Genomic DNA, 14,174 nt, shown 5'->3' with positions numbered 1-14,174 from the left:
CGTAGCTATTGAAATGAAATTGTCAGGAGGTGTTCCTTTGTCTGTATCCGATTTTCATTGTATTGGCTTCCGCCCCAGTATTGACGAAAACTGCACCCATCTCATTCTGGGTTCCATGCCCAGCGTGGCCTCTCTTGGAGCCCGGCAGTATTATGCCCATCCACAGAACCGCTTTTGGCCTCTGATGGCCGGCATTTTGGAACAATCACCGCCACCTGTTGACTATCAGGAACGTCTGGATATGCTCCTCCGTCACCATATTGCCCTGTGGGATTCCATTGCCGTCTGCGAGCGGAAAGGCAGCCTTGACGCGGACATAAAAAACGAGCAGGGCAATGACTTCACCGCCCTGCTTGATGCTTACCCCCATATCCATACCATCTGCTTCAATGGCGGCAAATCTTATCAATGCTTCAAAAAATACAATAAGCCCCTGCTGAGTCGCCCCGATATCCACTTTCACCAGCTGCCCTCAACCAGCCCTGCCAACGCCCGCTGGAATATGGAAAAGCTGACAGAGGCCTGGAAGATTCCCTTTTTACCCTAGTTCATTTCGGCATCACCTTTCCAGCTTCAGGCAGGAAGGATTTTCAAGAAGGTTGAAGAAAATGTATCATGGACATGTTTTTGGAAGAGAGGAGCGTTTGTATGACGAAGGAAGAACTTTTGGCAAAGGTACAGGCTGTCATTGATGCGCCCAGCTGCTATGCGGGGCTGCGGGAGGCGGCTCAGGCTTATCTTGCGGCAGTGGGGACGGCAGGAGAAAAGGCAGCTGCTGAGGCGCTGCTGACCCGTCTGCGTGAGGATGTGCAGAGCATTGATGAGGTCATGCCCTTCTTTGCTTCGGACAAGGCCAAGGAACTCTTCGGCCCAGAGCAGGCGGAGGCTATGCTGAAACAGGCTCAGGAGGTCAAGGCAAACGGCGGTGATACCTGCTTCTGCCCGGCCTGCATGGCGGGGAAGGCAATCCTGGATCATGCGGAGCTGCTGGAGAAATGAGGAAGGCAACGCCGTCTGATTGATGAAACTGTAAGAAATGAGGGCGCCCCTGTGAGGATAGAATCTCTTCACAGGGGTATTTTTGCTTGATAATGAGGATTTTTGGGTGGTAAAATACAGTAAAGACCTCAAAAATCGCAAAAATTGAGGTCGAAAGTAAAAATGACCTCAATTTTAGGAGGCGTCCATGGAATACGAATCTCTTTACTACATATACTACAAGGAACCCGATAAATGGGAGGTTGAATACCGGACGCGCTTTTCCAGCCCGTTTGCAAGGCAGCTGCCCTTTGTCCTCAGGCAATATGGCAGGAATGCTGAGCATCCTGCTTTTTTCTGCTACACGGAAGAGATTGCCTTGTTGCAGGACAAGATTATGGGGCAGTTCAAGGAGTTTATGGAGATTGCGGGAAGGTTGCCCGGTGCTGCCATGGAGATATATCTGCATGGCAGCTTGATTGAGGAAATCAAGTCTACCAATGACATCGAGGGCGTGCGCAGCACACGGCGGGAAATCATGGAGGCCATGGCCCTGCCGGAGGGGGTGAGGCGCGGGAGACGTCTGGGGAGTGTGGTGGACCAGTATGAGAAAATTATCAGGGGGGAGGAATTTCCCCTCAAGACCTGTGAGGATATACGCCGCCTCTATGATGATTTCATGTCTGATGAAATAGAGCGGGACAATCCCCACAACCTGCCGGATGGGCAGATTTTCCGCCGTGGCAGCGTGGATATCGTGTCTGCTGCCCAGAAAACTGTCCATCGGGGGCTTTATCCTGAGACAAAAATCATCGAGGCCATGGAAAAGGCTCTGGCGGTGCTGAATGATGAGAGCATTCCCGTATTTGTGAGGGTGGCCATCTTCCATTATCTGCTGGGCTATATCCACCCCTTCTATGACGGCAATGGCCGTCTGTCCCGTTTTATCACGGCCTGCTTCTTCGCCCGCCAGTTGCACCCGGCGGTGGCGCTGGGATTGTCGGCACTTATCAAGGGGCGGCGGGGGCGTTATTATGAGCTCTTTTCCCAGACAGAGGCGGACATCAATAAGGGGGAGCTTACGCCTTTTATCCTCGGCTTCATGGAACTGACCTGCGAGGCTGTAAATAATGCTGCTGAGAGCCTGAGGCAGAAACTGGCTGACTACGAAAAGAATCTGCCCCGGTTGGCAGAGCTGCCTGGCACCAAGACTACCAGAGCCTTGTGCGAACTGCTGCTGCAGGCGGCACTGTTTTCGCCACAGGGCATTACTGTTAAGGAAATGCAGAAGCAGCTGGGCAAGAGTGAAAACACCATCTACAGCCACCTGAAAAAAATACCGTCAGAAATGCTGTTGGTGGATGAGCGGGGGAGAAATTATCTATATCGGCTGACAGCAGAATGAAGGAAAAGCGGAAAACCACCTCATTTTTGGGGTGGCTTTTGTTTTGGGCAAATTTGCTGCAGTTGCAGTGCATTTGCAAAATAGGCAAATCTTTTTCGCAGAATTTTGCAGTATAGGCAATTCTGTTTAAGAGAACTCTAATATTCCTGCTGTACGATATTGCCATAGATTAAATACGCTAACATACATACTCTATTCTTAGAAGGAAGCGATGACTATGGCGAAAAGGTTCAGCCCGGCAGTGCATGAGGCTGTGGATTTGCTCTGGGGGCATTATGATCCGGAGAGTGCGGCGCGGGGGCAGGAGATCTTGCGGGAGGAGGCTCAGGCAGGAGATGCAGATGCCTGGGGGCTTTTGGCCCGCACTTATATGGGGCAGTCAGCGGTATGGGAAACCAGCGGGCTTGACCCCGTGTGGGACAAGGAGAAGATGGAGGCATGCCTTCAGCAGAGCCTCAAGGGAGGCAGCGTCGCAGGTGCCCTTTCTGCTTTTGAATACAGGGGGTTCCTGCCTTCGGAGTACAGTCAGGTGCTTTCCCATTGGGGCAGTGCCGAGGCCCTGATTGAGGAGGCGAAGGAATATGCAGGGGAAGGCGGGGAGCCGCTGATGGCCTTCTTCCTGGGGGCCTGCTATGAGGACAGCAGTTTGGATGTCATCACCTGCAAGCATCGGGATAAGAGCGAGAAAGTGCAGGAGGCTCTGCCCTATCTGGAGGCCTCCCTGGATGCGGGGCTGCCCTGGGCCATGGATGTGTATACGGACTGTGCCATAAGCATCTATCATGAGACGGGGGACCTTTCCTGCTATCACAAGGTGCTGGCCTATGAGAAGCGTTTCTGCGAGGAAGAAGTGCCCTATGTGCTCTGGGGTGTGGGGCAGAAATACTACGACAATGAGGATTACCGGCAGGCCCTGCCCTTTTATCAGCGGGCAGCGGCTCTGGGGAGCAGCAATGCCCGCTGCAAGCTGGGGAAGATGCTGCGCTATGGACAAGGCCTAACAGCTGCCCCCGGGGCTGCTTTGGAGGAATATTTCCTGCCCTTGGCAGAAAAAGGCCATGTGGAAGCCATGTATGAGGCCGCGGCCATGTATTTCACCGGGGAGCTGGGGGAGCCTGATTTTGAGGCGGCCTTTTCCTGGTGCGAAAGAGCTTTGGATAGAATCCTGCCCTTTCAGGGCACTTACCGCTACGATGACATCATGCCCATCATGTGCTACTGCAAGCTCTACGGGGAGGGCACCTTGATAGACAGGCGGTTGGCGGCACGGTCTATCCTGGAGGAAGTGAGGCGCCAGGAGAGAAATCCCACCCTCAACCCCTATATGCAGGACTGCCTCAGCTATCTGTTGGGTGAAGTCTATGCCCATGGATATGGGGATATGGCCAAAGACAGGGAGTTGGCGAAAAAATACCATCAGAAGGTGCGGGGGAATCTCCGGCGCAGCCTTGAGAAACTGCCCTGGGAAAGGAGTTCCCACAGCCTGTCCTGCGGCATTTACTGGACCCTTGTCGGAACTCCCGAGGAGGAGAAAGAAAAATTTGCAGGGGCAGATACTATCCGCAGCTGGCAGGAGGGGCGCTTCCGGCAGAAAATGCAGGCCTGTGAGCTGGGCATCCTCCACTCTGAGGGGTGCGGGGTTACATTCAAGGAGTACGGGGAGGAGGAAATTGCCATAGCTTTGGATCTCCTTGCCCGGGGGGCTTACTTCAGTATTTTCCTGGGTGCTCTGGCCGGGGACGACAGGCTGCGGGTTTACTTCGAGGAGGGCAGGTACAGGCTTTTTGCCAATCTGGGAGGCAGCTGCTTTGAACGGTATGAGATGGATAAAGGCAAGGTGCTGGCCTGTCTTAAGGGCTGGCTGGCAGGAAAGGGCATTGGGAACTCAGGCTGGCAGCAGGATGCGAGGGGTGGAAGGATCCTCGCCTGGAACAGGCTGCTGAATGAGGCCAGGGATTGCCACGCCCGGGGAGATGAGGAGGGCAGGATAGCGGCTTGGGAAAAAGCGGCCCAGCTTGGCTGCGGCCATGCCATGAATCAGCTGGGCATACATTACTGCGATGATTTCAAAACCGCTGCCCAGTGGTTCCTCAACGCCACTCTGTCGGAGGATGCGGACGATGTGCAGCTGGCCTGGTACTCTCTGGGCAGGCTCAATCTGCAAAATCCCGAGGGGGACGGCAACAAGGCTTTCTGCTATCTGACCAAGGCGGCAGAAATGGGCTGTGCCGATGCCTGGTCACAGCTGGGCCTTTGCTATCTCCATGGGGTCGGGACAGTGGAGGACTTTGACAAATGCGTGGAGTGCTATGACAAGGGGGCAGCCCTGGGGGATTATCAGGCCATGTACGCCCGGGCCTGTGTGGCCATGCGGGATGAAGGTGACTGGCACGACCCCCGGAAGGCCGTCGAGTGCCTGCAGAGGGTAGTCTCTGAGAGCCAGGCCTGGCAGAATGAGGGCAGGGTGCTGCTGGCTCAGGCTTATCTGGAACTGGATGCGGAAAGGTACGACCGCACCGCCTATGAGCTGCTGCATCTGGCAGAGCAGGCAGGCTACTCTCCCGCTGCCTATGAGCTGGCCCACTACTGCCGGGACAGGGAGGATATGGCAGGCTGCCGTCACTATCTGGAAGAAGCCGCCGCAGCCGGCCTTGAGGCGGCCCGGGAGGAACTGGAGGGCATGGCCCCGGCGGAAGATTGGAGTGAGTGCCTGTGAGACTTGATTCCCTGGAGCCTTTTTCCGTGGAGGCAGATATTTCACTCTTCACCTTCGGTGACATCTTCCGCCGTATGATTGGCCTGAAAAAGCCCGGCCAGGTGCATTTCTGCTCAGAGGACGCCTTCACCATGACGGGCACGGACAAGGTCTATGATACGGATGATATAAGAGATTTCCGCTATTGGATAGAGGATAAGAAGGTCACCTGCCTGGAGGTGCAGCTCTGGGAGGATATAGATGCCGGAGCGGACAAGGACGAGTTTTACCGTTTCGCAGTTTACGGGGAGGATGTGGGAAAAGTATATGGCTGGCTTATCTGCCATTACCCCCGGCGCTTTGTGAGGGAACTGCAGGAGGGAAAAGAATCCATTCGCAGCGCCATGGAGCCGCAGGTGGCGGATCAGCTGCGGCAGTGGCAGCGGGAGGAGGATGCAACGATCCATCTGCCCCTGGAAAGACTGGGCTGGCAGGAGGTGCCGTGGAATGTACGGCAGTGGGTCTGCGCTGTGAATGCTGTCAACCGGCGGCTGAACCAATGGGATATCCATGAGTTCGGCGGCTTCCAGCCCTATGACCCCATTGGCAGGGCTTCGGCCAGCCTCATGCTGTCCGGGAGATGGGATACCAACAGCCGCCCGGAGATGATCTGCAATTTGCAGGAGCTGGTGGCGGGAGAAAAAGGAGTCTATGACCTGCAGCGGGCCTGCCAGCTTTCGGGCAGTGCCTTCCTGGCAGGATATATCACCCTGCGGGAGGCCATGAATTGTGCCGTGACGGCAGGGCAGCGCATACAAAAACTCGTCCATAGCTGGGAGGAAATGAGCGAGGCTTACGTAAAGGGCTACGCCGAGGAACTGGAGGATGAGGAAGGAGCAAAGCTCAGGGCGGAGATGTTCAGGGAACTGAAGGAATCCGCGGAAAACCCCTACGCCCTGCCCTTTGATACGCCTCTGGCCAGGACCTGGTAAGATATTGGGACAGGCAGGCCTTCAATCAGGTTTACTTCATTTTTACGGATATTTTTGCAGTTTTTTGGATTGTTTGCTTCCGTTTCGCCCCGTATAATGGTTAGCGTGAGAAATACGGGACGAATTTGGGAGGTTTATTTGATGAAGACTCTGTTTCTGAAAAAGAAAGTTATCGCTGCCCTGATGGCAGGTATGTTTGCTTTTGGCACTTTCACGGCAGCTGATGCTGCCAGCCGTGAGGAGCTGGCTGCTATCAATGTGCAGACGGCTGCTGATTTCCAGTATTGGGAGAAGAATGCCCCCAGTCAGAAGGCTCTGGTTAAGTACGTCAAGGATATCACCAATCCCAAGAGCAAGAACTACATCCCGCCTGAGGACCGCATCGCCACCTTTGACCTGGACGGCACCCTTTACTGCGAGACTGCTCCTTACTATTTCCAGGAAATGATGTTCCTGCATCGCGCCCTGGAGGACAAGGACTTTGCTGCTACTCCGGAGATGAAGGATATCGCCAGCAAGGTGAAGCCCTACATCATGAACAAGGAGTCCATTCCCAAGGAGCTGGGGACGGAGTTTGCCAAGCAGATGCGCAAGTCCTATGCGGGCATGACCAAGGAAGAGTACTCCGACTATGTGAAGAAGTTCATGGAGACCAACGAGGTTGGCCTCACGAACCTGAAGCGCGGCGAGGCTTATTATCTGCCCATGGTGGAAGTTGTTTCCTACCTGCAGAACAACGGCTTCACTGTCTATATGGATTCTGCCTGCGAGCGTGAGATCCTCCGCTGCCTGGTGGACGGCGTGCTGGACATTCCCCTGGACCACATGATTGGCTCCAACGTGGCTTATGTCACCACTGGCATGGGCTCTGAGGCGCCGGACAAGCACTTCTATGACCGCCACAAGGAAAAAGTGGTGCGTTCCGATGTGTTCCTGGGTGAGAACGGCAACTGCAACAAGATCTTCAGCATCTTCACCGAGATTGGCAAGCGCCCGGTGCTGGCTTTCGGCAACTCCATGGGCGACAGCGGCATGCTGGAATTCAACCTGCAGAACGACAAGTACCGCACCATGTCCTTCTACGTGCTCTGCGATGACACAGAGAGGGAACTGGGCAACCTGGCCAAGGCTGCGAAGCAGGAGAAATTTGCCAAGGAGCGCGGCTGGACCACTATCTCCATGAAGAAGGACTTCAAGACCATCTATGGGGATAATGTGAAGAGGGAAGCAAAGTAAGATATATCAAGGAAATAGGATGCCCCCTGCGGCTTGTGGCTGCAGGGGGCATCTATCTATGCAGTTTTTCCTTTGAGGATGAAGGAAGCTCCTTCTCCCTGGCGGCTTTCGCAGGTCAGCTCAATGCCATGCCTCAGGGCAATCTCTCTGGCAATGGCCAGTCCCAGGCCTGTGCCCTGGGCGTTGTCCTGGCCGCCTTTCTTGAAGCGGTCGAAGATATGGGGCAGGTCCTCCGGGGGGATGCCGGGGCCATGGTCTGTGACCTGGAGCTGCCAGTCCTGGCCGCTGAGTTCGCCTTCAACTTCTACGGCTGTCCCTGCAGGGGAGAACTTGACGGCGTTGTCCAGCAATACCAGCAGGAGCTGCCGGAGTCTCCCATAGTCACCGGTGAAGGGCAGGGGAGAGGGGAGGTTTGCCTTTATGGCAACGCCTTTTTTCTCTGCCAGGGTGCGGGCGCTTCGCAGGGCTTCATTGAAAGGCTCGGCTAGGTCAAGCTGTTCCTTCTGCACTTCGAAGCCAGGACTTTGCAGGCGGGTGAGTTCCAGGAGATCCCGCACCAGTCGTTCCAGCATGGAGAGGTTTTCTTCAATCCTGCGGCGGCAGTCTGTGAGTTTGCCTTCCTCCGTCACAAAGCCTGACTGCAGCAGTTCCCAGGTGCCCTTGATGACCGTGAGAGGTGTGCGCAGTTCGTGGGATACGGCGGCCAGGAATTCCTGCCGCTGCCTTTGCAAGAGGCTCCGCTCCGCTTCTGCTTCTCCAAGGCGGCGGCCCAGTTCGTCAAGGCTGCCTGCCAGAAGGCCCAGCTCATCATCTTGCGCGAGTCCTGTGCGGGCATTGTAATCCCCGCTCCTGAAGGCTTCGGCGGTGTCTTTCATGGCGTAGAGGGGGGCGATGAAGTGACGGGCCAGAGCCGCTGCCAGCAGGGCGGTAAGAAGCAAGCCCAGCAGCAGCGAAGACCCAAGGATTTTCAGCCCCGTGTATTCTGCTTCCTGCAAATCAGCAAGGTGACGGTGCACCAGCACTGCCCCCTGTACGTTGCCTGCGCTGTCCCTGATGGGGGCGCCTGCTGTCACCATGGGTTCTGCAAAGAGAGAGGAGAAGGAATCTGCCACAGGTGTTCCACCGGAGAGCACTTCCTGCAGGACCTCCTCCACCGCCGGGGCAGCCCTGTCATAGCCTGGCTGCTTTCTTTCCCGTAGGCGCTGATGGTGCGGCTTTTCTCATCTACAATCCAGATGGTGCCCTGCACCAAATGGTTCATTTCCTGCAGGAAGGCGGCCCGGTGGCTTTCTCCTGTCGTGCCGGAGTCCTGCAGGTTGTAGTTGTGCCTGCACCACTGCCCCATGCCGGGGACGGAAGCGTTGCCGCTGCCCCTCATGCCGTGGCGTGAGCCATGGCGGCTCGGGGCGGTTTCTGCGGCAGACAGGTTCTCTGGTGCCAAAAAGCCTGCCTCTCTGAAGGTTGGATATGCCTCTGCCAAAGTCGCTGCCTGATGGCGCATCTCTTCTTGATGGGACTGGCGGTTATATTCAACGAAGAGGAAGGCGAAGACAGTTCCCATCAGCAGGGAGAAGATCAGCAGGCTCAGGGCAAAGTAGCCCCAGAGCTTGCGGGTGAGTTTTTTGGGCTTCAGCATGGTGCTTCCTCCAGGCGGTAGCCCCGGCCCCAGACGGTGGCGAGGACAAGGCCCTTCGCGCCTGCTTTTTCCAGCTTTGCCCGCAGCCGCCGTATATGGGTATCCACCGTGCGGGTATCCCCTGTGTAGTCATAGCCCCAAAGGCGGTCAAGCAGTTCGTCCCGGGAAAAGACCCGGCCTTTGTTGGACAGGAAAAGAAAGAGCAGGTCGTATTCCTTGTGGGTAAGAGCAAGGGCACTGCCGCCTGCCAGAGCTTCCCCTTTGTCCTTCAGCAGGGTAAGGTTGCCCAGGGCTATTTTCTCCCCCTCATCTTCATCATGGGGCAGCCGCCTGAGCACCGCCTTCACCCTGGCCATCACCTCGGCAGGAGAGAAGGGCTTCACCACATAATCATCAGCCCCCAGCTCCAGCCCCATGATCCGGTCATAGTCCTCCCCCCGGGCGGTAATCATAATGATAGGCAGGTCAGAAACCTTCCGAATCTCCCTGCAAACCTCAAACCCATCCAGCTCCGGCATCATTACGTCTAACAGCAATAAGGAAATATCCCCCTGCAGGGCCAGATTAAGCGCCTCCCTGCCATTGGCAGCAGTGGCAACCTCAAAGCCAGCGCCCTCTGCAAAGGTTGAAAGTATATCGCGTATGTCAGCGTTGTCATCTGCAATTAATAGTTTCATGATAATTACCTCTTGGGAATGGTTTATGCTAATGGAGTAGTGAATTTTCACTCCGTCACCCCGATGTTGCCATCAGGCAACGAGGCCGAACTCCCGAACCCCAGGGCCCATGGATGGGCCCCGCGGACGCGGAAATCATAGGATGTGATTTCAGTCCGCGTAAACATGCCACCGGCATGTTTACCTTTTGGTTCGTTTTCTCTGCGTCAGAGAAAATGAACAGCCGAAACGTAAATACAGTGTAGCAAACTTTTTCAAAAAACGTAACACTTTTGTCACAAACCTATGTCATAATACTAACTGTAAGAGAGAAACAACGCAACAACCTTAGGAGGTAACTGCTATGAAAAAGAAAATCGCATCACTTTTAGCCATCGCCACCATGTTCACCGCTGTCCCTGCCTTCGCCGCCACTCCCGAGGTGGCAGCAGGCCAGCCCTGCCAGAACATCCGTCATCTGTCCGACAATGACAACAGCGACGGCTGGTACTGCGGTCGTGGTTACGGCCGTCACGGCGGTCCCGGCTGCGGCAGGCATGATGGATCCTGCTGGAACAACGACCAGAATCAGTAATCCCTGGCTATAGTCAACCTGTCAAAAGCGGGCCTTTCCGAAAGTTTCTTCGGAAGGGCCCGCTTTTTCTTGCAGGGTTACGCTTCTTTGGCCTGCTCCAGCAGTTCTTTTACCTTATCCCAGTCCGGCACGGCTGCTGCTGCCTTGATTTCCTTATACAGACCTGCCTCTTTTTCTGGCAGGTGGTAGCCGTCCAGTGACTCGAAGATGAACTGCAGGGAGTCGTAGTCGAAGGTGGCGGCTATCTCGCTCATGGCTTCGAAGGCTTCGGCAAGTTCCCCAGGGTCGATGGGGGGCTTTTCGCTGGTGTCTTCTTCTTTGGGCATCAGGGGGGCAAGTTTCTCCGCATAGGTGAGGTAGAGCTCCATCAGGGGGCGGTGGTCCTGGCGGATTTCGTCTATATAGCCGGCATTCCCTGCATCCTCCAGGCGCCTGGCCCTTTCGGACAGCTCGGCGGCGCCGATGATCTTGGCAGTGGATTTCAGGGCGTGGACCTTGGTGGTGTAGCTCTTCCATTCCTCCTGCTGGAAATATTCTTCGATTTCTTTGGCTGTTCTCTGTATGGAGCCTGCAAAGACTGTCAGCACATCCAGATAGGCTGCATTGCTGCCGCAGTGCCCTATGCCGGCGGCGGTGTCCAGTCCCTGGGTTTCCGTGAGCCATGAAGGCAAGGGCAAAGCTTCCTCTGCCACTGCTTCCTGAGCGCCCTCTTCCGGTGTGATTTCTGCTGCCTTGCCCGGGGGGAGGTATTTGAGGATCATCTCTTCCAGCTTGGTACAGTTGATGGGCTTGGTGAGATAGTCCTGGAATCCTGCTGCCAGGTATTGGTCCCTGGCTCCCCGGATGGCGTTGGCTGTCAGGGATATGACAGGGGTGGCCTGGTTCAGGTTCACTTCCAGGCACTTCATGGCGTACAGGGTCTCAATGCCGTCCATGCCGGGCATCATGTGGTCCAGGAAGATGATGTCGTACTTTTCCTTCTGCACCAGTCCCAGGCATTCCTGACCGCTTTGGGCTGTGTCAATCTGAATCTTGGTCTGCTTCAAGAGGCCTTTGACCACGGTGAGGTTCATCACAGTGTCGTCCACTACCAGGATTTTTGCCTCAGGTGCCCGGAAGGAAACTTGATAATCCTTGTGGCAGGAGAGGGACTGATGATAGGCTTCTTCAAAATCTCCCAGGGGGGCTGGGTTAATCACCTTTTGGACAATCTGGAAGCTGAAGGTGGAGCCCTGGCCGTAGACGCTTTCCACTTTCAGCTCGCCGCCCATCATGGCCAGCAGTTGATGGGCGATGTTCATGCCCAGCCCTGTGCCTTCGATGTTGCGGTTGCGCTTTTCCTCGATGCGTTCAAAGGAGCAGAACAGCTTTTCCATGTCCTCCTGTTTGATGCCGATGCCTGTATCGCTGACGCTTACCTCCAGGGAAATCAGCTTGCCGTCTATGGGGTGGAAACCAACTTTCAGCCGCGCACCACCTTTTTCCGTGTATTTGACAGCATTGGTAAGGAGGTTGGTCACCACCTGCTTGATGCGCACTTCATCGCCGAACAGGGTGGTGGGGAGCTTTGGGTCTGCCTCCACCTGGAAGGTGAGTCCCTTGTTTTCTGCCCGCTTCTGGATCATGTTCACCAAATCGTTGAGCAGGGAGCCCAGCTGGTATTCTGCGGGGATGATTTCCATTTTGCCCGCTTCGATCTTGGAGAAATCCAGGATGTCATTGATGAGCTCCAGCAGAGTCCTGGCTGCGCTCTGGAGATTCTGGGCGTATTCCAGGATGGCAGGGTCCTTGGCCTCCCGAAGGATCATCTCGTCCATGCCCATGACGGCGTTGATGGGGGTGCGGATCTCATGGGACATGCGGGAAAGGAAATCGCTTTTGGCCCGGTTGGCGGATTCGGCCAGGGCGCTCTGGTGCTCGGAATGCTTCAGCTGCTGGGTGCGCATATGGTACCCCACCAGCACGAACAGCAGGATGAGCACTACATAGAACACCATCTTCATGAGGGTGTAGATGTAGTCTATGCCCACCACCACATCATCCCACTCCGCATAGCCTGCCAGCAGCAGATGGTCCTTTGGGGAGATATAGGTACTGTGGAAGAAGAAGGCGTATTCTTCGTCCTCGGCGTAGCTGGAATTGGTGCTTTGGGGCAGGATTTCCGAGCGCTGGATTTTCTGCCAGGCCTCGTTGAAATTCGGCATTTTCCCCTCTGTCACTTCGGGGTACAGTCCCCCAGACAGCAGGACCCAGTCATTGAAGTCCGAGCCCAGTACCAGGGTGCCTTTGCCGTTGTAGCTCATCATCTTGTAAAAAGACTGGACGGCTTCATCGTCAAAGACTTCATAGAAGATGCACATCTCCCCCGCCAGGTCAAAGGGGATGGCGAAGATGAGGCCGATGCCCTGGCGGTATTCGATGACCTGTTGCTCCAGCCAGACCCGGCCAATGGCGGCAAAGGCTGAGGAGGGCAGGGGCGTGCCTGCCAAGGCTGTATTGTCCTGCCGCAGGATCCCCCGATTCCTGCCGTCCTTGGTGCCGATGGTGGCGATGGCTACCGCGGCCTCTGGGGAAATCTCTCCCTGCTGCACCAGTTCTGCCCGGGACTCAAGCTCGTCCAGCTTGTGCTGGAAGCGCTCCCCCAGCACATAAGCGGTGCTCTGACTCTGCTGGGCCACGGCTTCCTTCAGGGAGTCAATGAGCAGGATGTCCATCTTGTCGTAGACATAAGTACCAAGCAGGCTGATAACAGCTGCCAGGGCCACAAACTCCATCAAGGCCCGGAGGAAGAATTTGTCAAAGAATTCCCTGGCCTTCGCTTTCTTTCCGTTCATAATGCCACCTTGCTCCTTCTGCCATCTGGGGCGTGACATAATTGCATATACTCTTGGTATAAATTCGACAAGGCCGGCAAAAATCCTTGAAGCTTACGCCAGGGATTTTTTTGCCGGCCTTGGATTATCATGGGCAGGGCGGGGGGAAGAAGGACTTGCCGAAGTGTGGGCAAGTCTCTTTGTTGGTGGCTGGGGATGATTCAAAGGTTAGCTTCCAGCATTTTTCCCACTGAGTCAAAGATGCCGCTGGCTTTTTCTTTGACCAGGGGATTGCCGCCGGCCATGGCAAAGCCCTGGAATCGCTCAATCATGGAAAGGTCATTCAGGTCGTCGCCGATGACGCAGAGGGGGAACTTCTGCCAGTCCATGATTTCCTGCAGTCGGGCGAGGCCGGTGGCCTTGGTGTTGCCGGCGGCGCAGACGTCCACATAGTGGAGGTTGGCTTCAGCTGAGAGCTGGCTGGCAAAGTGCCGGCTGACGTCTGCGGCCAGTTCCGCTGCTTTTTCTGCCGTGGGGGCGGAAAAGCACATTTGCAATACATGGGGCAGATTCTGGGCCTCCTCCTGGGGGATTTCGGGAATGTTGTCGTGGAGGGGAGGATCCCAGCAGCTTTTGTCGCGCCATTTGGCGAAGGTCTCCTTGCCCCGCAGGGTCATGACATAGGGGCTTTCCCGGGCAATCTCATGCTGCCAGAGGGCCTTGACGGCTTCTTTGGGCATTTCGCTACTGAAGACTTCCTGTTCCTCGCCGTCGAATATCACGGCTCCGTTGAGGCCTACGCAGAAATCCAGCTTGATATCAAAACCCTTGAGGCCAATCCGCACCAGGTGCATGTTGCGGCCTGTGACCAGACCAAATTTATTTCCAGCCTGCTGCCATTTTTTTATGGCGGCCAGGGTATCCTGGCTGATGCCTTTTCCCTCATGGTACAGGGTGCCATCAAAATCGCTTGCCGCTATCTTCATCAGGTCCTCCTTTTGCGAAAGCTTGTCTACTTTGCTTAAAGGTGAGAAGCCTTCCCACCACATTGATTTTATCATAAAAGAAATGATATGCCTATATTAGACTTGAGACAAGCGCTGTCAGAGCTGGGGAATTTTGTTTTTGGCAGGAGGATTTGCGCCCGTAGCAGCGAAGTATCACCCTG

12 protein-coding genes are annotated in these 14,174 nt (G+C 55.5%); 7 read left to right on the top strand and 5 right to left on the bottom strand.

Translation table 11 applies throughout. The annotated features are described in order from the left end of the window. Nucleotides 1-37: 37 nt before the first annotated feature. From P159_RS0104565 to P159_RS0104540, 6 genes are all read left to right on the top strand, one after another. Nucleotides 38-547, top strand: coding sequence for a DNA-deoxyinosine glycosylase (locus tag P159_RS0104565; protein ID WP_029541855.1), 510 nt, complete (start codon nucleotides 38-40; stop codon nucleotides 545-547). Between the two features lie 101 nt (nucleotides 548-648). Further along, on the top strand, nucleotides 649-999 hold the full coding sequence (locus P159_RS0104560; RefSeq protein WP_029541853.1) for a hypothetical protein: 351 nt from the start codon (nucleotides 649-651) through the stop codon (nucleotides 997-999). Nucleotides 1,000-1,186: 187 nt separating this feature from the next. Continuing rightward, nucleotides 1,187-2,383, top strand: coding sequence for a Fic family protein (locus P159_RS0104555; protein WP_029541851.1), 1,197 nt, complete (start codon nucleotides 1,187-1,189; stop codon nucleotides 2,381-2,383). A gap of 217 nt (nucleotides 2,384-2,600) precedes the next feature. Then, on the top strand, nucleotides 2,601-5,099 hold the full coding sequence (locus tag P159_RS0104550) for an SEL1-like repeat protein (protein ID WP_029541849.1): 2,499 nt from the start codon (nucleotides 2,601-2,603) through the stop codon (nucleotides 5,097-5,099). Continuing rightward, nucleotides 5,096-6,070: a DUF1266 domain-containing protein gene (locus P159_RS0104545; RefSeq protein ID WP_029541847.1), complete on the top strand. Its 975-nt coding sequence runs from the start codon at nucleotides 5,096-5,098 to the stop codon at nucleotides 6,068-6,070. Before P159_RS0104550 ends, P159_RS0104545 begins: the two co-directional genes overlap by 4 nt. 141 nt (nucleotides 6,071-6,211) lie before the next feature. After that, nucleotides 6,212-7,306 (top strand): HAD family hydrolase, encoded by a 1,095-nt coding sequence (locus P159_RS0104540; protein WP_029541845.1) that lies wholly within the window; start codon nucleotides 6,212-6,214, stop codon nucleotides 7,304-7,306. A gap of 56 nt (nucleotides 7,307-7,362) precedes the next feature. Here P159_RS0104540 and P159_RS0104535 read toward each other — a convergent pair whose 3' ends face one another. The 3 genes from P159_RS0104535 to P159_RS0104525 are packed head-to-tail and all read right to left on the bottom strand — an operon-like array spanning nucleotide 7,363 to nucleotide 9,619. Next, on the bottom strand, nucleotides 7,363-8,460 hold the full coding sequence (locus tag P159_RS0104535) for a HAMP domain-containing sensor histidine kinase (protein WP_318253493.1): 1,098 nt from the start codon (nucleotides 8,458-8,460) through the stop codon (nucleotides 7,363-7,365). After that, nucleotides 8,376-8,942: a hypothetical protein gene (locus P159_RS0104530; protein ID WP_029541842.1), complete on the bottom strand. Its 567-nt coding sequence runs from the start codon at nucleotides 8,940-8,942 to the stop codon at nucleotides 8,376-8,378. Before P159_RS0104530 ends, P159_RS0104535 begins: the two co-directional genes overlap by 85 nt. Then, the gene (locus P159_RS0104525) at nucleotides 8,936-9,619 is read right to left on the bottom strand and encodes a response regulator transcription factor (RefSeq protein WP_029541839.1); all 684 of its coding nucleotides are present in this window, start codon (nucleotides 9,617-9,619) and stop codon (nucleotides 8,936-8,938) included. The genes P159_RS0104530 and P159_RS0104525 overlap by 7 nt, the downstream gene beginning before the upstream one ends. Nucleotides 9,620-9,962: 343 nt before the next feature. On the opposite strand from P159_RS0104525, the gene P159_RS0104520 reads away from it, so the two are divergent. After that, nucleotides 9,963-10,193 carry a hypothetical protein gene (locus tag P159_RS0104520; protein ID WP_029541837.1) on the top strand — a complete coding sequence of 77 codons (231 nt, stop codon included), beginning with the start codon at nucleotides 9,963-9,965 and terminating at the stop codon, nucleotides 10,191-10,193. A 77-nt stretch (nucleotides 10,194-10,270) separates the two neighbouring features. Here the strand turns inward: P159_RS0104520 and P159_RS0104515 are convergent, their stop codons facing one another. Both P159_RS0104515 and P159_RS0104510 read right to left on the bottom strand, forming a co-directional pair. Next, complete coding sequence (locus tag P159_RS0104515) at nucleotides 10,271-13,027, bottom strand: ATP-binding protein (protein ID WP_051650109.1); 2,757 nt, start codon at nucleotides 13,025-13,027, stop codon at nucleotides 10,271-10,273. A gap of 200 nt (nucleotides 13,028-13,227) precedes the next feature. Continuing rightward, nucleotides 13,228-13,992, bottom strand: a complete 765-nt coding sequence (locus P159_RS0104510) for an HAD-IIB family hydrolase (protein WP_029541833.1) — start codon at nucleotides 13,990-13,992, stop codon at nucleotides 13,228-13,230. Nucleotides 13,993-14,174: the final 182 nt, after the last annotated feature.

The sequence above is a fragment of the Selenomonas sp. AB3002 genome, from assembly GCF_000702545.1.
Classification (GTDB): Bacteria; Bacillota; Negativicutes; order Selenomonadales; family Selenomonadaceae; genus Selenomonas_B; species Selenomonas_B ruminantium_A.
This window is presented reverse-complemented; position numbering and strand designations above follow the sequence as displayed.